This is a genomic window from Arthrobacter oryzae, from assembly GCF_030718995.1.
GTDB classification, from domain to species: domain Bacteria; phylum Actinomycetota; class Actinomycetes; order Actinomycetales; family Micrococcaceae; genus Arthrobacter; species Arthrobacter oryzae_C.
The window spans coordinates 3,378,937-3,405,401 of the sequence record NZ_CP132204.1 but is presented as its reverse complement, the minus strand read 5'-3'; the positions used below and the strand labels follow the sequence as shown (position 1 = coordinate 3,405,401).

Annotated in this window: 24 protein-coding genes and 1 tRNA gene; 6 read left to right on the top strand and 19 right to left on the bottom strand. The window is 65.3% G+C overall.

Features of this window, described 5'->3' with window-relative positions; genetic code table 11:
- Positions 1-42: 42 nt before the first annotated feature.
- Together Q8Z05_RS15550 and Q8Z05_RS15545 are read right to left on the bottom strand one after the other, a co-directional pair.
- A complete protein-coding gene (locus Q8Z05_RS15550) occupies positions 43-1,434 on the bottom strand; it encodes a class II 3-deoxy-7-phosphoheptulonate synthase (RefSeq protein ID WP_305940492.1) in 1,392 nt (463 codons plus the stop codon).
- Between the two features lie 77 nt (positions 1,435-1,511).
- The gene (locus Q8Z05_RS15545; protein WP_305940491.1) at positions 1,512-2,270 is read right to left on the bottom strand and encodes a lysophospholipid acyltransferase family protein; all 759 of its coding nucleotides are present in this window, start codon (positions 2,268-2,270) and stop codon (positions 1,512-1,514) included.
- Between the two features lie 111 nt (positions 2,271-2,381).
- Here Q8Z05_RS15545 and Q8Z05_RS15540 point away from each other — a divergent pair, with 111 nt between their 5' ends.
- The 3 genes from Q8Z05_RS15540 to Q8Z05_RS15530 are packed head-to-tail and all read left to right on the top strand — an operon-like array spanning position 2,382 to position 4,542.
- Entirely contained in the window at positions 2,382-3,170 is a 789-nt protein-coding gene (locus tag Q8Z05_RS15540; RefSeq protein WP_305940490.1) for an alpha/beta hydrolase, read from the top strand.
- Complete coding sequence (locus Q8Z05_RS15535; protein WP_371745865.1) at positions 3,167-3,976, top strand: alpha/beta hydrolase; 810 nt, start codon at positions 3,167-3,169, stop codon at positions 3,974-3,976. Before Q8Z05_RS15540 ends, Q8Z05_RS15535 begins: the two co-directional genes overlap by 4 nt.
- Positions 3,973-4,542, top strand: coding sequence for a hypothetical protein (locus Q8Z05_RS15530; RefSeq protein WP_305940489.1), 570 nt, complete (start codon positions 3,973-3,975; stop codon positions 4,540-4,542). Before Q8Z05_RS15535 ends, Q8Z05_RS15530 begins: the two co-directional genes overlap by 4 nt.
- A 30-nt stretch (positions 4,543-4,572) precedes the next feature.
- On the opposite strand, the gene Q8Z05_RS15525 is transcribed toward Q8Z05_RS15530, so the two are convergent.
- Entirely contained in the window at positions 4,573-5,664 is a 1,092-nt protein-coding gene (locus Q8Z05_RS15525; RefSeq protein WP_305940488.1) for an ROK family glucokinase, read from the bottom strand.
- Between the two features lie 202 nt (positions 5,665-5,866).
- On the opposite strand from Q8Z05_RS15525, the gene Q8Z05_RS15520 reads away from it, so the two are divergent.
- Entirely contained in the window at positions 5,867-7,705 is a 1,839-nt protein-coding gene (locus Q8Z05_RS15520; protein WP_305940487.1) for an AMP-dependent synthetase/ligase, read from the top strand.
- 91 nt (positions 7,706-7,796) lie between these two features.
- Here the strand turns inward: Q8Z05_RS15520 and Q8Z05_RS15515 are convergent, their stop codons facing one another.
- Positions 7,797-11,192 (bottom strand): pyruvate carboxylase, encoded by a 3,396-nt coding sequence (locus Q8Z05_RS15515; protein WP_305940486.1) that lies wholly within the window; start codon positions 11,190-11,192, stop codon positions 7,797-7,799.
- A gap of 317 nt (positions 11,193-11,509) precedes the next feature.
- Between Q8Z05_RS15515 and Q8Z05_RS15510 the strand changes: the two genes are divergently transcribed.
- Positions 11,510-12,346 (top strand): ParA family protein, encoded by an 837-nt coding sequence (locus Q8Z05_RS15510; RefSeq protein WP_305940485.1) that lies wholly within the window; start codon positions 11,510-11,512, stop codon positions 12,344-12,346.
- Between the two features lie 92 nt (positions 12,347-12,438).
- Here the strand turns inward: Q8Z05_RS15510 and Q8Z05_RS15505 are convergent, their stop codons facing one another.
- The 5 genes from Q8Z05_RS15505 to gcvH form a co-directional block, all read right to left on the bottom strand.
- Positions 12,439-13,044 (bottom strand): MerR family transcriptional regulator, encoded by a 606-nt coding sequence (locus tag Q8Z05_RS15505; RefSeq protein WP_305940484.1) that lies wholly within the window; start codon positions 13,042-13,044, stop codon positions 12,439-12,441.
- A 242-nt stretch (positions 13,045-13,286) separates the two neighbouring features.
- A complete protein-coding gene (locus Q8Z05_RS15500) occupies positions 13,287-13,790 on the bottom strand; it encodes a bifunctional nuclease family protein (protein ID WP_011691403.1) in 504 nt (167 codons plus the stop codon).
- Entirely contained in the window at positions 13,790-14,506 is a 717-nt protein-coding gene (gene ftsR / locus Q8Z05_RS15495) for a transcriptional regulator FtsR (RefSeq protein WP_043430536.1), read from the bottom strand. The genes Q8Z05_RS15500 and ftsR overlap by 1 nt, the downstream gene beginning before the upstream one ends.
- Before the next feature lie 23 nt (positions 14,507-14,529).
- The gene (locus tag Q8Z05_RS15490) at positions 14,530-15,006 is read right to left on the bottom strand and encodes an FHA domain-containing protein (protein WP_305940483.1); all 477 of its coding nucleotides are present in this window, start codon (positions 15,004-15,006) and stop codon (positions 14,530-14,532) included.
- 136 nt (positions 15,007-15,142) lie between these two features.
- Positions 15,143-15,529, bottom strand: coding sequence for a glycine cleavage system protein GcvH (gcvH, locus tag Q8Z05_RS15485; protein ID WP_305940482.1), 387 nt, complete (start codon positions 15,527-15,529; stop codon positions 15,143-15,145).
- 147 nt (positions 15,530-15,676) lie between these two features.
- Here gcvH and Q8Z05_RS15480 point away from each other — a divergent pair, with 147 nt between their 5' ends.
- The gene (locus Q8Z05_RS15480) at positions 15,677-16,567 is read left to right on the top strand and encodes an Fpg/Nei family DNA glycosylase (protein WP_305940481.1); all 891 of its coding nucleotides are present in this window, start codon (positions 15,677-15,679) and stop codon (positions 16,565-16,567) included.
- A gap of 72 nt (positions 16,568-16,639) precedes the next feature.
- Here Q8Z05_RS15480 and Q8Z05_RS15475 read toward each other — a convergent pair.
- From Q8Z05_RS15475 to Q8Z05_RS15430, 10 genes are all read right to left on the bottom strand, one after another.
- Positions 16,640-16,716, bottom strand: a tRNA-Pro gene (locus Q8Z05_RS15475).
- A 149-nt stretch (positions 16,717-16,865) separates the two neighbouring features.
- Complete coding sequence (gene der, locus Q8Z05_RS15470; protein ID WP_305940480.1) at positions 16,866-18,416, bottom strand: ribosome biogenesis GTPase Der; 1,551 nt, start codon at positions 18,414-18,416, stop codon at positions 16,866-16,868.
- 10 nt (positions 18,417-18,426) lie between these two features.
- Positions 18,427-19,110, bottom strand: coding sequence for a lysophospholipid acyltransferase family protein (locus Q8Z05_RS15465; RefSeq protein ID WP_305943589.1), 684 nt, complete (start codon positions 19,108-19,110; stop codon positions 18,427-18,429).
- A 67-nt stretch (positions 19,111-19,177) separates the two neighbouring features.
- A complete protein-coding gene (gene cmk, locus Q8Z05_RS15460) occupies positions 19,178-19,891 on the bottom strand; it encodes a (d)CMP kinase (RefSeq protein WP_305940479.1) in 714 nt (237 codons plus the stop codon).
- Entirely contained in the window at positions 19,891-21,000 is a 1,110-nt protein-coding gene (locus tag Q8Z05_RS15455) for a prephenate dehydrogenase (protein WP_305940478.1), read from the bottom strand. Before Q8Z05_RS15455 ends, cmk begins: the two co-directional genes overlap by 1 nt.
- A 3-nt stretch (positions 21,001-21,003) precedes the next feature.
- Entirely contained in the window at positions 21,004-22,209 is a 1,206-nt protein-coding gene (locus Q8Z05_RS15450) for a pseudouridine synthase (RefSeq protein WP_305940477.1), read from the bottom strand.
- A 110-nt stretch (positions 22,210-22,319) separates the two neighbouring features.
- The gene (gene scpB / locus Q8Z05_RS15445) at positions 22,320-22,916 is read right to left on the bottom strand and encodes an SMC-Scp complex subunit ScpB (RefSeq protein WP_305943588.1); all 597 of its coding nucleotides are present in this window, start codon (positions 22,914-22,916) and stop codon (positions 22,320-22,322) included.
- Between the two features lie 101 nt (positions 22,917-23,017).
- A complete protein-coding gene (locus Q8Z05_RS15440) occupies positions 23,018-23,857 on the bottom strand; it encodes a segregation and condensation protein A (RefSeq protein ID WP_305940476.1) in 840 nt (279 codons plus the stop codon).
- An 8-nt stretch (positions 23,858-23,865) separates the two neighbouring features.
- Positions 23,866-24,765 carry a ParA family protein gene (locus tag Q8Z05_RS15435; RefSeq protein WP_028271698.1) on the bottom strand — a complete coding sequence of 300 codons (900 nt, stop codon included), beginning with the start codon at positions 24,763-24,765 and terminating at the stop codon, positions 23,866-23,868.
- Positions 24,766-25,055: 290 nt separating this feature from the next.
- A complete protein-coding gene (locus Q8Z05_RS15430) occupies positions 25,056-26,396 on the bottom strand; it encodes a cation:dicarboxylate symporter family transporter (protein WP_305940475.1) in 1,341 nt (446 codons plus the stop codon).
- Positions 26,397-26,465: the final 69 nt, after the last annotated feature.

Below are 26,465 nucleotides of genomic sequence, written 5' to 3'. Positions count from 1 at the left end.
TTTTGCGTCCCTCAGCTGTTCTTCACGCTGGCAGCCAGCGGCTCAGCGCTTGGACAGCGCCCCTGCGACAAGGAAGGCCATCTCCAAGGACTGCATGTGGTTCAGCCGCGGATCGCAGACTGATTCGTAGCGGTCCAGGAAGGCTTCCTGGTCGATGGGGTCGGCGCCGCCGAGGCACTCCGCCACGTCGTCCCCGGTCATCTCGACATGCAGGCCGCCCGGAACGGTTCCCAGCGAGTGATGGACCTCAAAGAAGCCGCGCACTTCGTCGATGACGTCGTCGAAGTTGCGGGTCTTGTAGCCGTTGGGCGATGTGACGGTATTGCCGTGCATGGGGTCGGTGACCCACAGAACCTGCGCGCCGGAGGCCGTGACCTTCTCAACGATGGCGGGGAGCTTCTCACGGATGTTGCCCGCGCCCATCCGGGTGATGAAGGTCAGCCGGCCGGGTTCGCGGTCCGGGTCCAGTTTGTCGATGAGCCTTAGGGCGTCGTCCCCGGAGGTCTTGGGGCCCAGCTTGACGCCGATCGGGTTGCGGACGCGGGACAGGAAGTCGACGTGGGCGTGGTCCAGTTCGCGGGTGCGTTCGCCGATCCAGAGGAAATGCGCCGAGGTGTCGTACGGGAGTCCCGTGCGGGAATCAATGCGGGTCAGGGCGCGCTCGTAGTCAAGCAGCAGCGCCTCGTGGCTCGCGAAGAACTCGACGCGCTTCAAGGCCTCGAAGTCGGCGCCGCAGGAAGCCATGAACTTGATGGCCCGGTCAATGTCGCGTGCCAGTGACTCGTAGCGGGCGTGGGCCGGGTTCTCGGTGAAGCCCTTGTTCCAGTGGTGCACCAGGCGCAGGTCAGCGAAGCCGCCCTGCGTGAAGGCCCGGATGAGGTTCAGCGTGGAAGCCGACGTGTGATAGGCCTTCAGCATCCGGCCGGCGTCGTGGGCACGGGATTCCGGCGTGAAATCGTAGCCGTTGACGATGTCGCCCCGGTAGGCCGGGAGGGTCACCCCGTCGCGCGTTTCGTCGTTGGAGGAGCGCGGCTTGGCGAACTGTCCCGCCATGCGGCCCATTTTGATGACCGGCATCGCAGCGCCGTATGTCAGGACGACGGCCATCTGCAGGATGGTCTTCACCCTCGCGCTGATCTTGTCCGCCGTTGCTGCCTCGAACGTTTCGGCGCAATCCCCGCCCTGGAGCAGGAACGCCTTGCCCTGCGCAGCAGCCGCGAGCCTTTCGCGAAGGATGTCCACCTCGCCGGCGAAGACAAGCGGCGGAAGGACGGAGAGTTCCTTCACGGAGGCGTCAAAAACCTCTTTGTTTTGCCAGCTGGGCTGCTGGGAAACCGGCAGTTCCCGCCAGTGGTCCAGTCCCGGATAGTTGGCGGCACCGCTCTGGGCAGTACTGGTCAGCAGGGAGGCAGGTTTTGCAGATAGCTCAGTCACACTACAAGACTAGTTCCCGCATCCGGGTTTCCGCACCGCACCCGTCATTCGGCCAGAAGTTCCGTCACAGAACCCCGTCACGCTTTTCCGGGCTCCGCGGGCCCGGTGCCGCCGGCGCCGGCGCCGTCGCCTGAACCGGTGCCGTCACTGGTGGGTTTGCCCGCCAGCCGCAGTTTGACCACCGCCGCGTATTCGTCCACATACTCCTGCCCGGACAGGCGCATGAGTTCATACATGATTTCGTCGGTGACGGACCGCTGGATCAGGCGGTCATCTTCCATCCCGTAGTAGCGGCTGAAATCCAGCGGTTCGCCGAAGATCATGCCGATGCGCCTGATGTTCGGCATCCGTTTGCCGATCGGCTGGACCTTGTCCGTCCCGATCATCGCAACGGGGATCACCGGAACCCTAGCCTGCAGGGCGAGCTTGGCGACACCGACCTTGCCGCGGTAAAGCCTCGAATCGGGGCTGCGGGTTCCTTCCGGATAAATGCCCAGCAGCGACCCGTGCGAGAGGACGTCCATGCCGGCGTTGAGCGAAGCCGCGGAGGCCGCTCCCCCGGACCGGTCCATGGGGAGCTGGTTTGTCAGGCGGAAGAAGAGTGCCGTCAGCCGGCCCTTGAGCCCGGTGCCGGTGAAGTACTCCGACTTGGCCAGGAAGATCACGGGACGAGGGACCATCAGGGGCATGAAGATGGAGTCGGAGAACGACAGGTGGTTGGAAGCCAGGATGGCGGCGCCGTCGGCCGGAACGTTGTCCAGCCCCTTGACCCAGGGCCGGAACAGGAGCTTGAGCACCGGCCCCAGGACGAACGTCTTCATGAACCAATAAAACACGTGGTGTACCTCTCCGGAAGGCGTCTGGCCGGCCCTCCGTCGGGTCCGGCCAGGACTTCAATGCAACCCTACTCTAGTGAGATTTGTGCCGAATGATGACACGATGGGCATATGAGAGAAAGCAGCAAACCGACGGTGCCTGCCGCTTTCAGCTACCCCGGCCATGGACCCAACTCCCGGATCGGCGTTGCCATTTGCCACGGTTTCACCGGGAGTCCACTCAGCGTCATGCCATGGGCCCTGCACCTCGCGGAGCAGGGGTTCGCCGTCTCCGTCCCCCTCCTGCCCGGGCACGGGACTGACTGGCGCGAGCTGGCCCGTTCGGGCTGGCGTGACTGGTCCGGAGCGTTTGAGGCCGCCTATCTCGAACTCGCGGACCGGACCGACACCTGCTACGTAGCCGGGCTCTCCATGGGCGGCGCCGTCGCCCTGCGCACCGCGTCCCGCCACCCTGTGGCCGGCGTGGTCGTGGTCAATCCCGGGCTCAGCTTCTACGACCGCAGGGTTCGGGTCATCGGCATCCTGAAGTACTTCCAGCGGACCACCCTGCCGATCGTGGAGGCCAACCCCACCGCGGCCGTCACTGACGACGGCGACTATTCGCAGACTCCGCTGGCCGCTGTCCACCAGCTGAAGAAGCTTTTCGCTGCCACCCGCCGTGGATTGCCCCGTGTCACCGCCCCGGTCCTGGTGTTCAAGTCGGACACGGACGACGTCGTGCCGCCGACCTCCCTTGAAATGATCCGGCGCCGGCTGGGCTCGGCCGAGCTTCAGGTGGTGCCACTGCCCCACAGCGGACATGTGGCCACGCTGGACAACGACGCCCCTGCGATCTTCAAGGATTCGACCATCTTCTTCCACAAGCACGCGCCGCATCACGTACCTTCGGAGACATCATGAGCATCGCCGACCACAGCACTTTGAGTACCCCTTTCACCGGCGACGGGCCATCGATCGGCGTTGCGGTTTCCCACGGCTTTACCGGAAGCCCGCACGGCGTGCGGGCCTGGGCCCAATCGCTGGCCGAGGCCGGCTTTGCCGTGCGGATGCCCCTCCTGCCGGGGCACGGCACCAGCTGGCAGGAACTTGCCAGGACCCGCTGGCAGGACTGGTATGCCGCCTACGACGCCGCCTACCTGGAGCTCGAAGCGGAATGCGACCATGTGTTTTCGGCCGGCCTGTCCATGGGAGGGGCCCTGGCCCTGAGGGTGGCGGCGCTGCGCCCGGTGGCGGGCACGATTGTGGTCAACCCGGGCCTGGTCATTGACGATCCCCGGGCGCCGCTTGCCGGAATCCTGAAGCTGGTCATGAAAAGCACGCCGGCCATCGCGAACGACATCCTCAAACCGGACACGGACGAGGGCGCCTACCCGCGGACACCGGTGGCGGCGGCCCACGAGCTCAACAAGATGTTCAAGGACACCCGGCGGCTGCTTCCGCGGATCACCGCACCCGTGCGCGTGTTCCGCTCCACAGTGGACCATGTGGTGTCCGACTCGAGCATCCTGGCTCTGCGCCGGGGCCTCACCAACGCCCCGTTGCAGGTGACTGCCTTGGAAAACAGCTACCACGTGGCCACCCTGGACCATGATGCCGACCGGATCTTCAGCGGGACCGCGGACTTCATCCGCGCGGTCGTGTCCGGACACGGTGTTGCCGGAAACATCGACGCTTCCCCTGCCAGCCCTGAAGGACACAGCCGATGACCAGATCCGACTCCAACTCCTCGGACCAAAGCGCCAACCAGGACGATGCCGTATGGCTCGACCTGGTTGCCCGGCTCGAGGGCTCGGACGCCCCGGCCACCGACACGCCCGCTCCGGCCGGGGATGATGGCGGACCCCGGAGACGGCCCTTCCGCGACTTCGATCCGCTGGGCCTCTCCGGCACCGCTCCGGCCGAGCCCTCGGCATCCGAACGGCAGGCTGCTGCGCGGGCGCCGCTCCCGGGCGCGGATGACACCGGAAGGGACAACGCAGCAACGGACAGCGCACGCGCAGTCAACGGACCGCGCGACTATGAGGCCGAGGACGACGAGCCGTTCATTCCGGAAGAACCGCCGAGCCTGGCCGGCACCGATCCCCTCACCATGCTGGCCTGGCTGGGGGCAGTGGGCGGACCCGTCGCCCTGGTCCTCGCCGCCATGTTCTGGCGCTCGGCGCCACTGATGGCAATTTTGGGAATTGTCGCTGCCTTCGTGCTGTCGGTGATCTACCTGATCATGCAGCTGCCGCAGGAAAAGGACGAGCACGACGACGGCGCCCGGGTTTAACTGTCCGGCTGAGGGCTGCTGACTTCCCGGTTAGCCGTGCATCCGGCTGCTGACCCGGGACAGGTCTGCGGCGCCGATCAGCCCGGCGTTGGGCCCCAGCGCTGCCAAGGCAATTTCGGCTGCCGGACGGAATCCGCGGCCGGTCAGGTTCCGGGCAAAAGCCTTCCGGGCCGGCGCCACCAGCAGTTCGCCGGCGTCGCACAGGCCTCCGCCGATCACGAACTTGCCCGGATCCAATGCGGCCGCCAGGTTGGCGAGCCCCAGCCCCAGCCACTCTCCGACGTCCTCCAGCAGTTCCCGGGAGGTGGGGTCCCCCGCCTTGGCCAGTTCCGTCACGATGACTCCGGTAATCCGGTCCACCTGCCCGTCCACGGCCTTCAGGAGTTCCTGTGCAACCGGCGAATTGGCGGCAGCCAGCTCGCGGGCTTCGCGGCCGAGGGCGTTTCCGGATGCGTATTGTTCCCAGCAGCCGCGGTTGCCGCATTCGCAGCGGTGGCCGCCGGGCATGATGATCTGGTGGCCGAATTCGCCCGCGACGCCAAAACGTCCGCGCTCCACCCGGCCGTCCATCACCATGGCACCGCCGATGCCGGTGCCGAGCGTGATGCACACGAGCCGGTTCTGTCCCTGCCCGGCACCAAAGCGCCACTCCGCCCATGCGGCGGCGTCGGCGTCGTTCGTCAGGAGGACCGGCCGGCGCAGCAGGCGCTGGAGGTTGTCCCGCAGGGGCTCATTGCGCCAGGCGAGGTGCGGGCTGAACAGCACCGTCCCGCCGTCGAGGTCCATCCAGCCGGCCGCGCCGATTCCCACTGACCAGATGCGGTGGCCGCGGCTCAGCTCCTCCACGAGTTCCACAATCACCTGTTCCACTGCCCGGGGGTCGTTCCCCGGAGTGGAGCGCCTTGCCTGGCTCAGGATCCTGCCGTCGGCATCCACTACGCCGGCGGCAACCTTGGTGCCCCCGATATCGACGCCGATGGCCAGGCCCTTGCGCCCCAGCCGGAGGTGCTCACGGAAGGTCTGGCTTGCTGCCAGCACTTCCTGCCCCGCAGGCTTCCTGCGCCGCCAGGCGGCCGTCCGTCGAAAGGGTCTGGGCGCGGCGCCGGGCGAAGGAGTATGCATGGTTCCCCATTCTATTGCCCGCCCCTTATATTCCGGCGCGGCCCGCCCGCGGGACACGCCTGCCGTAGGGCCGGGGGTGGCGGCTGCCGGGCCCTTAACCGTAAAGTTACTCGCCAGTAGGTGAAACAGAACACACCTCCGCAGCTGGCGTACTAGTGTTAGCAGTACCCCCTGCGGGTCTATGGATAACAAAGGAGCTATCGTGCGCGAATTCAGTGTTCCGCCCTTGGTGAATGTACCCCCGGAAACCAACATCACCGACCTGGTGCTGCGGCAGGCCGCCAAGGCCTCGAACCCTTCCCTGTATTCGCGGCTCGATGCCGCCGGACAGTGGCAGGACATTTCCGCCACCGATTTCCTCGCCGACGTCCGCGTGCTTGCCAAGGGCCTTATGGCCAGCGGCGTCGCGGCCGGCGACCGCGTGGGCATCATGTCCCGCACACGGTATGAATGGGCGCTGGTGGATTTTGCCATCTGGTTCGCCGGCGGCGTCTCCGTGCCCATCTACGAAACATCCTCGCCCAGCCAGGTTGCCTGGAACCTGGGCGATTCAGGGGCCGTTGCCGCGTTCGGCGAGTCGGCGCACCACGAGGACGTCATCCGGCAGGCCGCCACGTCCGAGGGGCTGTCCTCCCTGGCCCACGTCTGGCAGTTGGAGGGCGCGGGGCTGGACGAACTCCGCGCCGCCGGAACCGCAGTCAGTGACGACGACCTGGAAGCCCGCAGGAGCCAGGCTTCGCTTACCGACGTGGCGACGATCATCTACACCTCCGGCACCACCGGCAGGCCCAAGGGTTGCGAACTGACCCACGGAAACTTCGTGGAGCTTTCGGAGAACGCGCTGGCCACTTCGCTGTCCGGCATTGTCCACGAACAAGCGCGGACCATCATGTTCCTGCCGCTGGCCCACGTGTTCGCCCGGTTCATCTCGGTCCTTGCCGTGGCGGCCGGCGTTACGGTGGCGCACACTCCGGACATCAAGCACCTTTTGCCGGATCTGCAGAGCTACAAGCCCACGTTCATCCTGGCGGTGCCGCGCGTGTTCGAAAAGGTCTACAACTCGGCCATGACGAAGGCGGAGGACGGTGGCAAGGGCGCCATTTTCCACAAGGCAGCCGACACCGCCATCGCCTACTCCCGCGCCCGCCAGGCCGGGTCGATCGGTTTTGGCCTCAAGCTCCGCCACGCGCTGTTTGACAAGCTCGTCTACAGCAAGCTGCGCGCAGCCATGGGCGGCCAGGTGGCCCACGCCGTTTCCGGCGGCGGCCCGCTGGGCGAACGCCTGGGGCACTTCTTCCAGGGCATCGGCATGCAGATCCTCGAAGGCTACGGCCTGACCGAGACCACGGCTCCGATCACCGTGAACACGCCTGACCTCATCAGGATCGGCACGGTCGGGGCTCCCCTGCCGGGGAATGCGGTGAAAATAGCCGACGACGGCGAAATCCTCGCCAAGGGCGTCTGCGTGATGCGCGGCTACTACAAGCGCGATGACCTGGCGGCCGACACGTTCGTGGACGGATGGTTCCGCACCGGCGACATCGGACAAATGGACGATAACGGCTTCCTGACCATCACGGGCCGCAAGAAGGAAATCATCGTGACGGCCAGCGGCAAGAACGTGGTGCCTGCCCTGCTCGAAGACCAGATCCGTGCCGACGCCCTGGTTTCGCAAGTGCTCGTTGTCGGCGACAACATGCCGTTCATCGGCGCGTTGGTGACCCTCGACGAGGAAGCCCTGCCAGGGTGGCTGCAGCGGCACGGCCTGCCGGCCTCCACCACCCTCGCGGAAGCCGCGGACCACCCTGTGGTCAAGGCCGCCGTCCAGGACCTCATCACCCGCGCCAACCAGTCCGTGTCCCAGGCTGAAGCCATCAAGTCGTTCCGGATTGTGCCGTCCGACTTCACGGAGGCTTCCGGCCACCTGACCCCGTCCATGAAGGTCAAGCGGGCCCAGGTGATGAAGGACTTCGAAGCGGTCATCGGGGAGATGTACGCTTCTCCCCGCCCGGCCCGAACGGAGCCGTCCGGACAGCACTAAAGGGTCTGCCGGTACAACAAAAGGGAGGTCCTCCCGGTTCACACTGAACCGGGAGGACCTCCCCTTTTATTGTCTTGCCCGGCTTGCTGCCTTACTCGACGACGAGCAGCAGGTCCCCGCCCTGGACCTGTTCCACGGCACCGACAGCGAGGCGTCCAACCGTTCCGGCCACCGGCGTCGTGATGGACGCCTCCATCTTCATGGCCTCAATGGTGGCAACTGTATCGCCGGCGTTGACGGCGTCCCCCACCTTGACGGTAAGTGTCACGGCTCCGGCGAACGGTGCGGCGACGTGGCCCGGCTGGCTGGCATCCGCTTTCTCTGCTGCCTTGACGTTGCTGACCACGGACCGGTCGCGGACCACCACCGGCCTGGACTGGCCGTTGAGCGTGCACATGACGGTGCGCATGCCCTTCTCATCGGGCTCCGATACGGCTTCGAGGGAGGCGATCAGGCGCACGCCCTTCTCAAGCTCGATCTCGTGCTCCGCGCCGCGCTGGAGGCCGAAGAGGTAATCGCGGGTGTCCAGGACGGACAGGTTGCCGTAGGTCTCCACGCTCTTCTGGTAGTCCTTGGTGGGACCTTCGAAGAGCAGCCGGTTGAGGGTCTGCTGCCGGGTCTTGGAGTCACCTTTCAGCGCTTCGCTGTCCTCGGCCTTCAATTCGGCGTCGCGCACCTTGATGCTCCGGCCCTGGAGGGCCTTGGTGCGGAACGGCTCCGGCCAGCCTCCGGGAGGATCGCCCAGTTCGCCGGACAGGAAGCCGATGACGGAATCCGGGATGTCATAGCTCTGCGGGTTTTCGTTGAAGTCCGCGGGATCAGCGTTGAGGCCGACGAGGTGCAGGGCGAGATCGCCAACCACCTTGGAGGACGGAGTGACTTTCACGAGGCGGCCCAGGATGCGGTCCGCTGCAGTGTACATGTCCTCGATGGCCTCGAAGCGTTCACCCAGCCCGAGGGCCATCGCCTGCTGCCGCAGGTTGGAGAGCTGGCCGCCGGGGATCTCGTGCTGGTAGACGCGGCCCGTGGGGCCCGGTAGCCCCGACTCGAATGGTGCGTAGACGCGCCGCACGGCCTCCCAGTAGGGTTCCAGCGAGCTGACCTTGCCCAGGTCCAGGCCCGTGTCGCGCGGCGTGTTTGCCAGGGCGGCGACCAGCGCCGACGCCGAGGGCTGGCTGGTGGTGCCGGCCAGGGAAGCCGACGCGACGTCCACGGCGTCCACCCCTGCGTCCACTGCCGCCAGGAGTGTGGCCAGCTGGCCGCCTGCGGTGTCGTGGGTGTGCAGGTGGACCGGGAGTTCGAAGCGTTCCCGCAGGGCCGCCACAAGCTTGGCAGCGGCCGCCGGACGCAGCAGCCCTGCCATGTCCTTGATGGCGAGGATGTGGGCACCGGCGTCAACGATCTTCTGCGCCAGCCCCAGGTAGTAATCCAGCGTGTACAGGTTTTCGTCGGGATCCAGCATGTCACCCGTGTAGCAAAGGGCCACTTCAGCGACGGCGGTGCCGGTGGCCCGGACAGCGCGGATGGCGGGAGCCATCTGGTTCACGTCGTTGAGGGCATCGAAGATCCGGAAGATATCGATGCCGGTAGCGGCGGCCTCGTTGACGAAGGCAACGGTGACTTCCTCGGGGTACGGCGTGTAGCCCACGGTGTTGCGACCGCGGAGCAGCATCTGGAGGCAGATGTTGGGCAGTGCCTTGCGCAGCGCGGCAAGCCGGTCCCAGGGGTCCTCGCCGAGGAACCGCAGGGCGACGTCATATGTGGCACCGCCCCAGGCTTCCACGGACAGCAGCTCGGGAAGCAGAGCGGACACGGCGGGGCCTGCCGCCACCAGGTCGCGGGTGCGGACCCGGGTGGCCAGCAGGGACTGGTGTGCATCACGGAACGTGGTGTCCGTCACGGCGACGGCGTTCTGCGCGCGCAGGGCCTTGGCAAAGCCTTCAGGACCCAGCTCGAGCAGCCGCTGGCGTGAGCCCTCCGGCGCAGGGGTCTCCCCCACTGCGGGCAGCTTGGCCGCAGGGTTCGAGTGCACCGTGAGTTCCCCGTTGGGCTTGTTGACGGTCACCTCAGCCAGCCAGGTCAGCAGCTTGGTGCCGCGGTCCGCGGAGACACGGGCCTTGAGCAGCTCGGGGCGCTGGTCGATGAAGTTGGTGGCCACATCGCCGGCGATGAAGTCCTTGTCATCCAGGACGGCCTGCAGGAAGGAAATGTTGGTGGAGACGCCGCGGATGCGGAATTCCGCCAGGGCGCGACGGGCGCGGGCCACTGCCGCGGGGTAGTCACGGCCGCGGCAGGTCAGCTTGACCAGCATGGAGTCGAAGTGCGGGCTGATCTCGGCACCCGAGTACACGGTGCCGCCGTCGAGCCGTACACCGGCGCCGCCGGCGGAACGGTAGCCGGTGATCTTTCCGACGTCGGGCCGGAAGCCGTTGGCCGGGTCCTCCGTGGTGATGCGGCACTGGAGGGCCGCACCCTTGAGCTGGACCGTCTCCTGGGAGAGACCCAGGTCGGCCAGCGTCTCGCCGGAGGCGATGCGCAGCTGCGCCTGGACCAGGTCCACGTCCGTGACTTCTTCGGTGACTGTGTGCTCCACCTGGATGCGCGGGTTCATTTCGATAAAGACGTGCTGGCCGGCACGTTCGCCGACGGTGTCCACGAGGAACTCCACAGTTCCGGCGTTGACGTAGTTGAGGGCCTTGGCGAACTTCACGGCATCGCGGTAAAGCGCCTGCCGGATGCCTTCGTCCAGGTTGGGGGCCGGCGCGATTTCCACGACCTTCTGGTGGCGGCGCTGGATGGAGCAGTCGCGTTCGAAGAGGTGCATGATGTTGCCCTCGGCATCGGCCAGGATCTGGACCTCGATGTGGCGGGGGCGAAGCACGGCCTGTTCCAGGAACATGGTGGGGTCGCCGAACGCGGCGTCGGCTTCGCGCATGGCAGCCTGGAGTGCTTCGGGCAGCGCGTCCCGGGTGTCCACCCGGCGCATGCCGCGCCCGCCTCCGCCGGCCACGGCCTTGGCAAAGATGGGGAAGCCGATCTCGTCCGCGGCCGCGATCAGTTCGTCCAGGTCCTTGGAGGGCTGGCTCGACTTGAGGACGGGAACACCCGCGGCACGTGCCGCCTCCAAGGCGGCAACCTTGTTTCCTGCCAGCTCAAGGACTTCGGCCGGAGGGCCGACGAAGGTGATGCCGGCTTCTTTAGCGGCCCGGGCCAGGCGGGGATTCTCCGAGAGGAATCCGTAGCCGGGGTAGATGGCGTCGGCGCCGGATTCCTTGGCGACCCGGACCACCTCATCCACGTCGAGGTAGGCGCGGACGGGATGGCCCTCCTCGCCGATCAGGTACGCTTCATCAGCCTTCTGGCGGTGGATGGAGTTACGGTCCTCGTTGGGGAACACGGCAACCGTCTTGGCGCCCAGCTCGTAGCCGGCACGGAAGGCGCGGATCGCGATTTCGCCGCGGTTAGCCACCAGAATCTTGGAAAACATACTTCTCCTGCATCATCGCGGGTGTATCGGTAAGTGGTCACAGTGTGTAAGACGGGTGTGTGGAAACACAAATCATTGTGTCGACCATCACAGAATTATCCGTCATGGAGGCAGGATTAGGCAGGCCCCGCCGATTCCGGCCTCCGTCGTCCGCATGGAATGGCTCGGGATGTGCCGCGCACACGCCGGATGAAGCGGGATTCATCACCGCGGCAACATATGATGAGTTGGGGGTGCTTACGCGCGCCCTCCGCTCCGGGGAGCCGGAGCCGGCACTACCCCAACACGGCAACCGGCGTTAGGTATTGGTTTTTCAAGTGCAAGTAGTCAGCATCAGCAGCCTCAAAGGCGGGGTCGGCAAAACTTCCGTCACCACCGGATTGGCATCTGCGGCCCTGGCCGCCGGCATCCCAACCCTCGTGGTGGACCTTGATCCGCATGCGGACGCCAGTACGGCACTGGGCGTCCAGCCGGATGACCAACTGGACATCGGCCGGATGCTGAAGAGCCCCCGACGTGCGAAGCTTGCCGAGAACGTCGTCACCAGCAGCTGGGTGGCCCGGGAAAACTACAACGGAGCCAAGCCCGCCGTCCTGGACGTCGCTGTGGGTTCCGCATATACGGGCATTTACGATCGGCCTGACCTTGGCCGCAGGGACCTGCGCAGGTTGTCAGCGGTCCTGGCCGGCACGGACAAGTACCAGCTGATCCTGGTGGACTGCCCGCCCTCGCTGAACGGGCTCACCCGGATGGCGTGGTCCGCCAGCGACAAGGTGGCCCTGGTTGCAGAACCGGGGCTGTTTTCCGTGGCGGGCACGGAGCGCACCATGCGGGCCATCCAGCTGTTCCGCCAGGAGTTCGCCCCCAACCTCTCCCCCGCCGGCATCATTGCGAACCGTGTCCGATCGGGTTCGTCCGAACACGCGTTCCGCCTCGCGGAAATGCAGTCGATGTTCGGAGAACTGCTGCTGACACCCCACATCCCGGAGCAGGCAAACTGGCAGCAGATCCAGGGTGCGGCGCATTCCGTACACCACTGGCCCGGCGATTCGGCGAAAAATGCGGCCAGCATGTTCAACACTCTTCTTGACAACCTCCTGGCCTCCAACGGTTCTGATCCCGCCGGGGCACTCCGGGAACGGAGCCTCCGGTAGGTGGAATGCCTTCCCCGTAGCCTTCACGCGCACTGAACGCAGAAAGGCCGCCTTCCTTCCGGAAGGCGGCCTTTCTGCTGAGGGTGGGGGTGCTAGCCTGTGGTGCCTGTCTTGCGGGCAGCGCGACGCTTGCTGAGTTCATCGTCCGGAAAGGACTGTTCGACGGCGTGCTCGCTGGGAAGCGCTGCGAGGCTGCCTTCCACTTCGCGCCACACCCGACCGACGGCGATTCCGAACACGCCCTGGCCGCCCTGGACCAGATCAATGACCTCATCCGCGGACGTGCACTCATAGACGCTCGCGCCGTCGCTCATGAGGGTGATCTGGGCGAGGTCTTCAACGCCGCGTTCGCGCAGGTGTTCGACGGCGGAACGGATCTGCTGCAGTGAAACGCCCGTATCCAGCAGCCGCTTGACAACTTTCAGCACCAGGATGTCGCGGAAGCCGTAGAGCCGCTGCGAGCCGGAACCGGCGGCGCCGCGAACTGCGGGCTCTACCAGGCCTGTCCGTGCCCAGTAGTCGAGCTGGCGGTAGGTGATGCCTGCGGCCTTGCAGGCTGTCGGTCCGCGGTAGCCGGCGTCCTCGTCCAGGACAGGAAGGTCTTCCGTGAAGAGGAGGCCCTGAGCACCGCTCGCAGGCAGGGCTACGCCTGCCGTTGAAGCCTGCTTTAGCTCGCCTGCTTCGCCTTTCGGACTCACGTGGACCCTCCTCGTCGTATGCTCCCCTAAGGAAGTTGCAGCAACAGCGATCACAGATCCGAAATTCATCTGTGTAATTTCAGCCGGAGCTGCACATTCCAGTGTGACTTGCGCGGCTGTTGTATGCAATGGGAACTTGATATGTTCGACGTTAGGCCTGCCAGGGCCCAAGGTCAAAGACGTTGGCCCTCTTTGAGGGGTGTGTCGAAACTTTCAGCCTCAACTTTAACCTTAAAGTGACCCTAGCCGTCGAAGTCTTCCGGCTCCACGTCGTCGAGGAACTCACGGAAGCGTCGCAGTTCACGCTCCTCATCCACGGTTGGGCCAGGCTCGGTGTCTTCACCTTCATCGTGCTCGGTAATCCGGACACCGGCCTCATCCATCACCGAGTCCGCGCACCAGATGCGGCACTTGGCCCGCAAGGCCAAGGCAAGAGCGTCCGAGGCCCTGGAGCTCACGGTGGTGCCGTCTTCGAACTGGAGCTGTCCGTAGAAGATGTTGTCTTCGACGGCGACGATATTGACGCTGACGATGGAGTGGCCCAACGATTCGACGACGTCGATCAGGAGGTCGTGCGTCATGGGCCGCGGCGGCACCACACCCTGCTGGGCCAACGCGATGGCACTCGCTTCAGGGGTTCCGATCCAGATGGGCACGTGCCGTTCGCCGTGGATTTCGCGAAGCAGCACCAGCGGCTGGTTCGACGGCAGTTCGATCCTCACGCCTACGATCTCGACTTCAATCATCAGATATCCATTCGCGATATACGGTCCTGCACCAAGGCCCGGTGCAGCGTCAGGCAGAGATCACTGATCTCCCGGGCTGCCTCGGCGGCCCGGGCATGGGATGCGGCGTCCTTGCGGGAGGTCAGCGGCGCCACGGCACGTTCCACCAGGCCGAACTCCCGCTCTGCGGCGGCCTGGAACGGCCGCAGGTGGCGAGGTTCGAGGCCGTGGCTTTCCAGCTGGACGCACGCACGGGCCACCTGCAGGGCGTGCTCATCGAACTTCCCGTTGACGTGGCCGATCAGCCCGAATTCCAGCAACGACCGCAGCAGCGGCACGCTGGCGCCGGACTCGGCCCGCAGCTGGTCCTCGCTGAGCCTGCGCACCTTGTTCTGCAGTTCGGTGGCGAGTTCGTCCGACACGATCCGCGGGGACACAGTGACGCCCGGCGGCAGGTTCTCCGGGCGTTCGCCGCGGTCGATTGCGTCAAGGTAGTCCTTGATCACCTTCAGCGGCAGGTATTGGTCGCGCTGGAGAGCCAGCACGAAGCGCAGCCGCTCCACATCCGTGTCCGCATACTGCCGGTAGCCGGCCGGCGTGCGTTGCGGATTGATCAGGCCTTTTTCTTCAAGGAACCTGATTTTGGACGCAGTCATGCCGGGGAAGTCGTCACTCAGTTGCGCGAGTACTTCCCCGATGTTCAGGACCTGGGGTCCGCGCCGTTCCGGTTGTGCCAGAGCCACAGGCAACTACCCCGGGATCAGACGTTGCCTGCAGCGCGGGCAGGGCTGAGGTAGAAAGTGAGCCGGAACTTGCCGATCTGGACTTCATTGCCGGACTTGAGCTCCACGCTGTCCACGCGGTCGTGGTTGACGTAGGTTCCATTAAGGCTGCCGGTGTCAACGACCTCGAAGCTGCGCGCCGTCCGACGGAATTCCACGTGGCGGCGGGAGACCGTGACGTCGTCAAGGAAGATGTCCGCGTCCGGGTGCCGCCCGGCAGTGGTGACGTCGGAGTCCAGCAGGAACCGCGCACCGGTGTTGGGTCCGCTGTGGGCCACCAGCAGCGCCGAACCGAACGGAAGGGCCTCAACGGCTACCCGCTCCTCCGGAGACAGCTTGGGCGCAATGGTCGGCTCATCACGGATCGGCGTGAGATGAATCGAGGTGGTCTCCGAAGCCTTCACTCCGCCCGTGCCGTAATCACCAACGTTGTGGCTATTCTCGTGACCAACCATGGATTCCTCCTCTTCCGTTGCAGATGTCCCCCTGCAAACAACGCGTGCCCTCCGGAAAAGCCTGGCAGATCCGGTACTACCGGCGTACCGTCCGGCTGCTGATCGCTCAGCAGCCGGCCCGACATGCCGGTTATCTTTAGCCTACCTGTTGTTCGTACTCCGATGCACTGAGCAGGGACTCCACCGCGTCGGCCTCCGCGAGCTTGACCTCGATGAGCCAGCCTTCGCCGTAAGGATCGCTGTTGATCAGTGCCGAATCGGTGTCCAGTGCCTCGTTCCTGGCGACGATTTCGCCGCTCACGGGAGCATAGATGTCGCTCACGCTCTTCGTGGACTCAACCTCGCCCACGACCTCGTTCGCGGCGACCTTGGTGCCGACTTCGGGCATCTGCGCATACACGACGTCACCCAGGGCGTCCTGGGCGAAATCGGTGATGCCTACGCGCACTACGCCCTCGGCGTTGGGGGCCGAAACCCACTCGTGTTCGGCAGTGTAGGACAGGTCTTCGGGAATGTTGCTCATCAGGGGCCTTTCATCGGGTCAACCACGAATATTGGTCAATCAGCAATGTCAACGGAGGTCTGCAGAACAAGCCGCCGCTGAAAGTATATGCACATCGATAGCCGCGGCAGGGAGCCGTTGTCGGGACCCTTGTGGCACAGTAGTGACATGCCAGAACTTCCCGAAGTGGCCGGGCTGAGCGCTTTCCTGGGCGCCCGGCTTCGTGGAGCTGTACTGACGAAAATCCAGATCGTGTCCTTCGCGGTACTCAAGACGGCAGACCCGCCATATACGGCGTTGGAAGGCCGCACCATCTCCGGTGTCCAGCGCCGGGGAAAATTCATCATCCTGGACACTGATGGAATCTATCTCGCGTTCCACCTGGCCAAGGCCGGCTGGCTCAGGTACACGGAATCGCCCTCGCATGCCGTGCTGGCACGGGGCAAGGGGTACATCGCTGCGCGGCTGGAGTTCACCAGGAACCGGCCGGACGCCGATGGCGGCACTGTACAGATAGGGATCGACCTCACCGAGGCAGGCACCAAGAAGAGCCTCGCACTCTACGTGGTCCGGGACCCGGAACAGATCCCGGCGGTCGCCACCCTGGGCCCCGATCCGTTGAGCGACTCGTTCGGCCTTGATGCTTTTGCTGACATTCTCGCCGCGAGCACCCAGCAGATTAAGGGACTGTTACGGAACCAGGGAGTGATCGCCGGCATCGGAAACGCCTACAGCGACGAAATCCTGCACGCGGCGCGGATCTCCCCCTTCGCCATCGCGAAGTCCCTGGACCCGGCGTCCGTCCGCGTCCTCTACGACTCCGTCCACAGCATCCTGGGCCAGGCGGTGGCGGAGGCTGTGGGAAAGGCGCCCAACGAATTGAAGGACGCGAAGCGGAACACCATGCGCGTCCACGGCCGGACCGGTGAGGAGTGCCCCGTCTGCGGGGACACCATCCGTGAAGTGTCTTTTGCCGACAGGGCGTTGCAGTACTGCGCGACCTGCCAGACAGGCGGCAAGATCCTGGCGGACCGGAGGACGTCCCGTTTCCTGAAGTAGGGCGCCATACCGGCACAAAGAAAAACCGCCCCGTCCCGGGATGATTCCCGGAAACGGAGCGGTTTTTCCTGCTGGTCGGGCTGACAGGATTTGAACCTGCGACCCCTTGACCCCCAGTCAAGTGCGCTACCAAGCTGCGCTACAGCCCGTTAGTCCCGCCGTTCTCCGCTTCGGTGGCGTCCCAGGTTTCCCTGCGATTTTCACCTAAGCAGTCCGGCCGAACCACCTTGAAAAGCTTACACGATGTCAGAGGGTGCAAGTGACACTTTCTGTGTGACACATGCAACGTGTGCCGTGATTAACGCTTCTTGCCGCGCTTTTCACGGACGCGCATGTTGACCTCAATGGGCGTTCCCTCGAAACCGAAGGTTTCGCGGAGGCGCCGGGTGATGAAGCGGCGGTATCCCGGGTCCAGGAATCCGGTGGTGAACAGGACAAATTTCGGCGGGCGGCTGGAAGCCTGGGTGCCGAAGAGGATGCGGGGCTGCTTGCCGCCGCGGACCGGGTGCGGGTGCGCAGCCACGAGCTCGCCGAGGAAGGCGTTCAGGCGCCCGGTGGGGATGCGCTTGTCCCAGCTTTCCAGTGCCGTGTCCAACGCAGGAACCAGGCGGTCCTTGTGCCAGCCGGTCAGCGCCGAAATGTTCACGCGCGGCGCCCAGGCCACGTGGGCCAGGTCCTGCTCGATTTCACGTTCCAGGTAGGTGCGGCGTTCGTCATCCAGCAGGTCCCACTTGTTGAACGCGAGAACCAGTGCGCGGCCGGATTCAATGGCCAGCTGCAGGATGCGGACATCCTGTTCGCTGAGCACTTCGTCCACGGCGAGGAGCACGACGGCGACCTCGGCCTTTTCGAGGGCGCTCTGCGTACGCAGCGAGGCGTAGAAGTCCGCGCCCTGCGCCATGTGCTGGCGGCGGCGGATGCCGGCGGTGTCGACGAAGCGCCAGGTGCGGCCGCCGAGTTCGATGAATTCATCGACGGGGTCGCGCGTGGTGCCGGCGGTGTTGTCCACGACAACGCGCTCAGAGCCCGCCAGCTTGTTCAGCAGGGAGGACTTGCCCACGTTCGGACGGCCGATCAGTGCGATACGGCGCGGGCCGCCGGAGCGCTCCAGCCCTTCGATCGTTGAGTACTCAGGCAGGGTGTCCATTACGTGGTCGAGGAGGTCGGCGACGCCCCGGCCGTGCAGTGCCGAAACCGGGTACGGCTCGCCGAAGCCGAGGCCCCAGAGCGTTGCCGAGTCGGCTTCCTGCGCAAAGTCGTCCACCTTGTTGGCCACCATGATGACCGGCTTCTTGGACTTGCGGAGCATTTTGACGACCGCTTCGTCCGTGGCGGTGGCGCCGACGGCGGAGTCGACGACGAACAGCACGGCGTCGGCGAGTTCCACGGCCATCTCGGCCTGCTCTGCGACCCGGGCGTGGATGCCCCGGGCATCGTGCTCCCAGCCGCCGGTGTCAACGACCGTGAAGTTCCGGCCGTTCCACGTGGCCGAGTACATCACCCGGTCGCGCGTGACGCCGGGGGTATCCTCCACCACGGCTTCGCGGCGGCCGAGGATACGGTTCACCAGGGTGGACTTGCCCACGTTGGGTCGGCCGATGATGGCCAGCACCGGATCGAGCTTGACCGGGCCGTCGAAGTCCTGGTCGTCATAGTGGCCGCTCAGGAGGGCGGCGTCTTCCTCATCCAGTTCGTAGTCGTCCAGGCCGGCCCGGAGGGAGGCGGCTCGAAGCTCTGCCTCGTCATCGTCCAGGGCAGCAAGATGCTCCGCCACCTGGTCCGTGCCGGTGGGCGTGTATTCGTCTTCGCCGGCGCCAAATTTGCCGGAGGCTTGAGTCGTATCGCTCATTGCACTTTCCTTAGTGGTGATCTGCCGGCGTCCCGGCTACTTCTTCATGACGTTTTTGCGGGGAATCCGCGCCGGGCAAGGGCTGCCCGCTGAGTTGAATCGTTTGCTGGACATGCCGTGCCAACGCAGCGCGGATCTCATTTCCCGCCCTGTCCATTGAAACACGCCCTGTCTCGCCGGGCCTGCGACCCACAGCCAGCGCCTTGCCGAAACTGACGTGCAGCCGCCGGCCCGGCCGCGGAACGGCGTCGAGGTGTTCGCCGGCGATCCTGGTGCCCAGGATGGCCACGGGAACCACGGTCGCGCCGGAGTTCAGCGCAAGCCAGGCAACCCCGTTGTTAATGGTGGTGGCCTCACCGCTCCCCCTCGTTCCTTCGGGGAGGATACCGACGCACCGGCCGGCGTCGAGCGCGCTTTTGCTGAGCTGCAGCGCGGCACGGTCGCCTGAACGGTCCACCGGAAGCTGGCCCGAAGCCTTGAGGACGCCCCCGAGGAAGCCTTTGAACATTTCCTTCTTAACGAGTATGTGCATGGGGCGCGGTGACGCGCCGAACATCACCGGCCCGTCCAGGAAGCTGATGTGGTTGCCGGCGAAGATCACGGGACCTTCAACGGGAACGTTCTCCCGTCCGTGGACTGTGGTCCGGTAGACCACATGGTCCAGGATCCATCCGACCGGCCGGCTCCAGGCCATTGTCCATCCGCCCGGGAGTACGCCGCCGCCGCCTGCCTGCGCCCGGACGGGACGGGTGCCCCCTGCGTCAGTCACGGTTGAGGACCTTGTTGACGATACCCAGGGCCGCGTCAACGGTGCCGTCGAAGTCCAGATCCGACGAATCCAGGGTGACGACACCGTCCGCAGCCGTGGTGAAGTTGACGACGGTCGAGTCCTTGGCGTCGCGCTGGGTGACCTGGGCCGCCAGCTGCTCGGCGCTCTGCGTACCGCCCAGCTGGACGCCCCGGCGGCGCAGCCTGGCCTCCTCGCTGGCAGTCAGCAGCATGCGGACTTCGGCGCCGGGAGCGACGACGGTGGTGATGTCGCGTCCTTCGACCACGATGCGGCGGTGGTGGACCTCGATCAGTTCACGTTGCCGGCGCACCAGTTCCTTCCGCGCACCGAGAGTGGTGGCGATGGCACTGACGGCTGAGGAGATTGCCGGTTCCCGGATCGCCTGCGTGACGTCGGTGCCGCCGACCCGGACGTAGTCCTCGTTCGGGCTGGTGCTGACGTCCAGCGGCAGGTCCTCGGAGGCCTGCTCGATGGCCCCTGCGTCGCCCAGGTCGATGCCCCGGTCCAGGCAGTACCAGGTCAGGGCACGGTACATGGCGCCCGTGTCCAGGTAGGCCAGTCGGAGGCGTCGTGCCACTTCCCTGCTGACGCTGGACTTTCCGGACCCGGAAGGGCCGTCGATGGCAACCACCAGCGGCCTGCCCTGGCGAAGCATGGGCACGGTGTCAATGAGTTCCTGTGTCATTACTGCAGTACCCGCCATCCACGGTCGTTGAGTGCTTCGATGAGCAGATCATGTTTGTTGGGCAAAACCGACAGTTCCACCATTCCTACATTCTGCCCGGACGAATGGTCCAGCCGCAGGTCTTCGAGGTTGACCCCGATTTCGCCGATCTCCGTCAGGAGGCGGGCGATCTGCCCCGGCCGGTCGTCCACCAGGACGGTCAACCAGGAATACGCCTGCGGCGGTCCGCCATGCTTGCCGGGAATCCTGGACTGCCCGGCGTTTCCCTCACTGATTAGCTGGGCCAGGTCCAGGCGGGCACCGGGGGCGGCAGGATCTTCAAGCGTGCCGATCAGGCGGTTGAGGTCCTCCCGCACTCCGTGCAGGATCTCGACCACCGGGCCCGCATTGGCGCCCAGGATCTGGACCCACAGCGTCGGATCGCTGGCCGCGATGCGGGTGACGTCGCGCAAGCCGTTTCCGGCCAGGGACAGGGCGTGCAGGGGCGTACCCTGCAGCCGGCTGGCCACCAGCGATGACATCACCTGGGGAAGGTGCGACACGAGCGCTACAGCGTGGTCATGTTCCTCTGCGCCGAACTGCGTGACCACGGCACCGAGGTCCGTGGCCAGGGCACGGGCGGCCAGCAGGGCACCGGGCGACGTTTCCCCGGAAGGGCAAACTACCCAGGGCATGGAGGTGAACAGCTCACCGCGGGCCGCCACGGGCCCTGACTTTTCCCGGCCGGCCATCGGATGTGTGCCCACGTAGCGGGCAAGGTCCACGCCGCGCCCCCGAAGGTCGGCCAGGATGCCGGCCTTGACGCTGGCGATGTCCACCACGGTTGCGGCCGGGTACTCAGTCAGTGCGCGCTCCACCACGTCCGCTGTAACGTCCGGCGGAGCGGCCACGACAACGAGTTCGGGCTGCTCGTCGCCAAGGCGCGACAACGGAAGGCCTGCCCCGATATCGACGGCGACCGCCTGGTTGGTGGGTGACGGGTCGGACAGGAACACCGAGACGCCGCGGCCCCGGAGTCCGAGGCCGATGCTGGTCCCCAGCAGTCCCGTTCCGATAACCACCACCGGGCCGCGCAGGTGGCCGCGTCCGTGGGTACGAAAGGCAGACATGGACTACAGCCCTACGGATGCCAGCAGGTGGCCGACTTCCTGCTTGCCGAGGTTGCGGATGCTCCCCTGGCGCTGGTCGCCCAGGCCGATGGGGCCCACCTTGACCCGCACCAGGCGGAGTACCGGGAACCCGACGGCGTCGAACAGGCGGCGGACGATGCGGTTCTTGCCGGAGTGCAGCACAACCTCGATCAGCACGTGGCCCGGGGTGGAGTCCACCAGCTTGAACGAGTCCACCGAGGCGAAGCCGTCCTCCAGTTCAACACCGGCCTTGAGCTGCGCGCCGATTCCCTGCGGGAACGGGCCGCGGACCTGGACCAGGTACGTCTTTGGCACCTCGTAGGACGGGTGCGTCAAACGGTTGGCGAGTTCGCCGTCGTTCGTCAGCAGCAGCAGGCCCTCGGTGGCGACGTCGAGGCGTCCCACGTGGAAGAGGCGTTCGCCGTGCGTGTTGCGGACGAAGTCGCTGATGCACGGACGGCCGTCAGGGTCCTCCATGGTGGACACAACACCCTTGGGCTTGTTGAACACCATGTAGACCATGTTCTCGTCCAGCTGGATGCGCAGGCCGTCGACGTGGATCACGGCGGTCTTCGGGTCGACGCGGACGCCGAGCTCGGTGACAACCTTGCCGTCCACTTCCACGCGGCCTTCCGAGATCATTTCCTCGCACACGCGCCGGGAAGCGACGCCGGCGGAGGCCATGACCTTCTGCAGGCGGATGCCGTCGGCATCGTGCATTTCGGACTGCGGCACGTCGCCGCGGGGTCCGCGCTTCCGCGACGGCTTGCGGACGGGGCCGAGGTTCTGGCCGAACCGTTCGCCGCCGAAAGCGCGCGTGCCGAAGGTCTTCGCCGAAGCGGACCGCGGCTTGGGCTTGAGGGCGCCCGGGGTGCCGGGCTCCTTGCCGGCGCCGGGCTTGCGTGCGCCGGGCTTCCGGGCTGCAGGTTTGCCCTGCTTCCAGTCACCGGCTGCCGGGCGGTCTGCCGGTGCGCCCGCCGGACCCTGCAGGTCCGGATCGATGAAGGCCTCTTCGCGAGGCTTGGGGCGCTTGAAGGGGCGGTCGCCGCCGCCTTTGTAGCCGGCGCCGCCGGCCCCGCCTCCGCGGCTGCCGCCGCCCTGTACCGGATTGCGTCCGGCCTTGTTTTGTCCGGCGCTATTGCGTCCCGAACTGTTACGTGGTGAACCCTGGCGTCCCGCCTGTGTCATGACCCGTCCTTCGTTATGGTGGCCGGCGTTGGTTGTCTCCCGACAACACTAGCCAGCCGGGCGGATTAAGTCCGCCCTGGTGGATTCTCGTGCGCAGGCATGGATACTGCCTACATTCTTCCGGCGTCGTAGAACTCTTCGATGCCTTCAAGCCCTGGAAGATGGGGTGAAAGCTGCGGCAACTCAGCCACCGAGCCGATTCCCATGCGTTCCAGGAAGTACGACGTCGTGCGGTAAAGGACGGCCCCTGATTCGGGATCGGTACCCGAGTCTTCGATGAGTCCCCGCTGCATGAGCGTCCGCACGACAGAGTCAACATTAACTCCTCGAATTGCAGACACCCTGGCCCTTGATACGGGCTGGCGGTAAGCGATGACGGCGAGCGTTTCCAGTGCCGCCTGCGTCAGCCTGGCTGTCTGTCCCTCCAGCACGAACCCTCCGACGACGTCGGCGAAATCCGCGCGGGAATAGATGCGCCAGCCTCCGGCGATATTCCGCAATTCAAAACCCCGGGGTCTGGATGTGTGGCCAACAGTGTTGATACCAGTATTGATACCATCTGCGCTGGCCACGTCCGAGTCCGGGGCATTAACAGTATAGCCGTTATACTCACGCTGAAGTTCCGCCAGGAGCTGCTCGACGGCGTCGACGGTAAGGTTGAGCCCTGTGGCCAGTTCGACGGCGGTGGCCGGCTGGTCAATGACCATCAGCACAGCTTCGAGGGCGGCATGCGCGCCGCCGGGGAGTTCAGCAACGTTCAGTCCGCTGTCCGCCTCCGCGCTGCTTGCCGGATCCGGTGTGGTGGCGCTCAAGGCTGCTCCTCGTATTCTTCGCTGAGATTGTCACTGCTCCAATGATCGTGTCCCGCCGTCCAGTGCACTGTCAGGTCGCCCAGAGGGAGCAGCTGGTCGAACGCAACCACCGTGTCCCTGAACATTTCCAGGAGCGCCAGGAAGCGGGCCACCACAACCATCGTTGATTCAGCATCGGCGATCAGTGCCCGGAAGGACAGCGGCTTTCCCGCCTGAAGCTTCAGCCCAAGGATTTCAGCCTGTTCCTTGACGCTCACGGCGCTCCCGTGCAGGTGCGCCAGGCCAACCTCGGTCGGCGCCGCTTCCCTGGGTTTCAGCGCCGCCTCCGCGAGGGCAGCGAACTGCGCTGGTGTGTGGCGCCACACGAGTTCCGGAAGCAATGCCGCGAACCCGGGTTCCAGTGCGACCTGGCGGGGGTAGCTGCGGGCCTCGAGTTCAAGGGTGGAGTTGATCAGGCCGGCCACCTGCTTGAAGGCCTTGTATTGGAGCAGCCGGGCAAAGAGGAGGTCACGAGCTTCGAGCAGGGCGACGTCTTCGTCGTCCTCCACTTCACCTGCCGGCAGGAGCCGGGCGGCCTTGAGGTCCAAAAGCGTGGCGGCAATGACCAGGAATTCGCTGGCTTCATCCAGCGCCCATTCCTCCCCCAGCTGCTGGAGGTTGCGGATGTACTTGATGAATTCATCGGTCACCGTGGCCAGGGCAACCTCGGTGATGTCCAGCTGATGCTTGCTGATGAGGCCGAGCAGCAGGTCGAAGGGTCCGGTGAAGTTGGCGAGCCGCACTTCGAAGCCGGATTTTTTCGCCGGCTCCGCGAGCGGCGTGCCTGCCAGTGCCACGGCCTTGGCTAGGGCGCGCCGCCGCGCGAAATCAGCTCCTTGGCCAGGCGGCGGTAGGCGTCGGCACCGATGTGGTTGGCGGCGTAGCTGGTGATTGGCTCCGCGGCCACCGTGGCGTCGGCAAACTTGATGGAGCGCTTGATGACGGTCTCGAAGACTTTATCTCCGAAGGCTTCCACCAGCCGGCTGATGACTTCGCGGCTGTGCAGGGTGCGGGCGTCATACATCGTGGCCAGGACCCCGTCCACCTGGAGCCTCGGGTTCAGCCGGTCCTGGACCTTGTCGATGGTTTCCACCAGAAGCGCCACTGCCCGCAGCGCGAAGAACTCGCAGATCAGCGGAATGATGACTCCGTGGGCGGCGGTGAGGGCGTTGACCGTCAGCAGGCCGAGCGACGGCTGGCAGTCGATCAGGACGACGTCGTAATCGTCCTCCACTTTTTTCAGGGCACGGTCCAGCACCTGCTCGCGCGCAACTTCGTTGACCAGCTGCACTTCCGCGGCCGAGAGGTCGATGTTCGCCGGAAGCAGGTCGACGTTTTCGACGCCGGTGTGCTGGATGGCGTCACGGATGTCCACTTTGCGGTCCATCAGGACGTTGTAGACCGTCAGGTCCAGTTCATGCGGGTTCGTCCCAAGGCCTGCGGACAGTGCCCCCTGGGGATCAAAGTCCACCAGCAGGACCCGGCGGCCGTATTCGGCGAGCGCAGCAGCCAGGTTAATCGTGGAGGTCGTTTTGCCGACGCCGCCTTTCTGGTTCACCATGGCGATCACGCGGGCGGGGCCATGGGACGACAGTGGCGCAGGCTCGGGGAATTCGCGGTAGGGGCGCCCGGTAGGACCCATGACGGCGTCTTCCAGATCGAGTTCGGTGCCTTCCAGAGTTGCTGAACCCTGTTCGCTGCTCACGTATCTATCCACACTTTCGATGACGTTGATGTCCTGCCGCTGAATCTCCAGCGCCGATGGTTCCTTCCCACCAAGGTTACAGCGCCGCATCAGTGATTCAACGGAACTTGACACGCGCCCTTGATTGAGCCTTTACCTTCTGGTAAAGGTCGAAGGTTTGGGTCGTCCGTGCAAAAAACCGCCCGTACAGGAGGATCCTGTACGGGCGGTCTTTGCTTTTTCTGCTACTGCGTTAGTTCTATTTTCCTGCAGTATGTTCCGGATGTTCCGGATGTTCCGGATGTTCCGGTTCAGGCGTTGGCGGGAACCGGTGCAGCCGGAGCTTCCTGCTCCACGTGGTGGCCGGGGATCATGGTCTGCTCGTCGAAGGGCTCCGCGCCGGACAGGACACGTTCCACCTGGCCGCCGTCGATCTCCTTGACCCAGGTGCCGATCAGGACCGTGGCGACCGCGTTGCCGGTGAAGTTGGTCAGGGCGCGGGCCTCGGACATAAAGCGGTCGATGCCGACGATCATGCCGACGCCGCCGAGCAGTTCCGGCTTGTGGGCCTGCAGGCCTGCGGCCAGGGTGGCCAGGCCGGCACCGGTGACGCCTGCTGCGCCCTTGGAGGCGATGATCATGAAGACCAGCAGCGAAACCTGGGCGCCCAGGTCCAGCGGGGTGCCCATGGCGTTGGCCACGAACAGGGACGCCATGGTCAGGTAGATGGCCGTGCCGTCAAGGTTGAAGGAGTATCCGGTGGGAACCGTGACGCCGACAACCGGCTTGGAGACACCCAGGTGCTCCATCTTGGCGATGAGGCGGGGCAGGGCGGCCTCGGAGGAGGACGTGGAGAAGATCAGCAGGTATTCGCGGGCCAGGTACTTCATGAGGCGGAAGATGTTGACGCCTGCCACGACCTGCAGCAACCCGCCAAGGATGATCACGATGAACAGTGCGCAGGTGATGTAGAAGGCGGCCATCAGGGTGAACATGCTGACGATGGCTTGGACGCCGGTGGCTCCCACGACGGCGGCGATTGCACCGAAGGCGCCCACCGGGGCAAGCCACATGATCATGATGAGGATGCGGAACACGACAGCCTGGCCGTGGCCGATGGCCTTGAGTACCGGCGCACCCTGCGGGCCCATCTTCTGCAGGGCGAAGCCTACGAGGAGTGCGGCAAAGAGCGTCGGAAGGACCGGAATGTCTCCCGGGATGATCCCGAGGAGGAAGGCGACGGTGCTGTCGACTTCTGCCTTCTTGGAAGGATCGTACGGCGCCAGCTTCAGGCCCTCGCCCGGGTGGATCAGGTTGCCAACCACCAGGCCGATGGCGAGCGCGAAGGTGGACATGAGAACGAAGTATCCCAGCGCCAGGCCACCGACCTTGCCCACCGTGGCCGCCTTCGCGATGGAGCCGATGCCCAGGACGATGGTGCAGAAGATGATGGGCGCAATCATCATCTTGATCAGCTTGATGAACCCGTCGCCCAGCGGCTTAAGGGATTTCCCGACCTCCGGGAACATGAGTCCGACCACTGCGCCGAGGATCACGGCGGCGATGACGGCGATGTAGAGGTAGTGCGACTTGTCGAGTCCTTTGCGCTTAGCCTTGACAGGCGAAGCTGACTCTCCTCTTTGAGAAGCCATGATGTGTCTCCTTATGGATAATCTGGAAGACGTTGCGGCACAGTCTCTGGGCTCCACACGTCCGTCCGG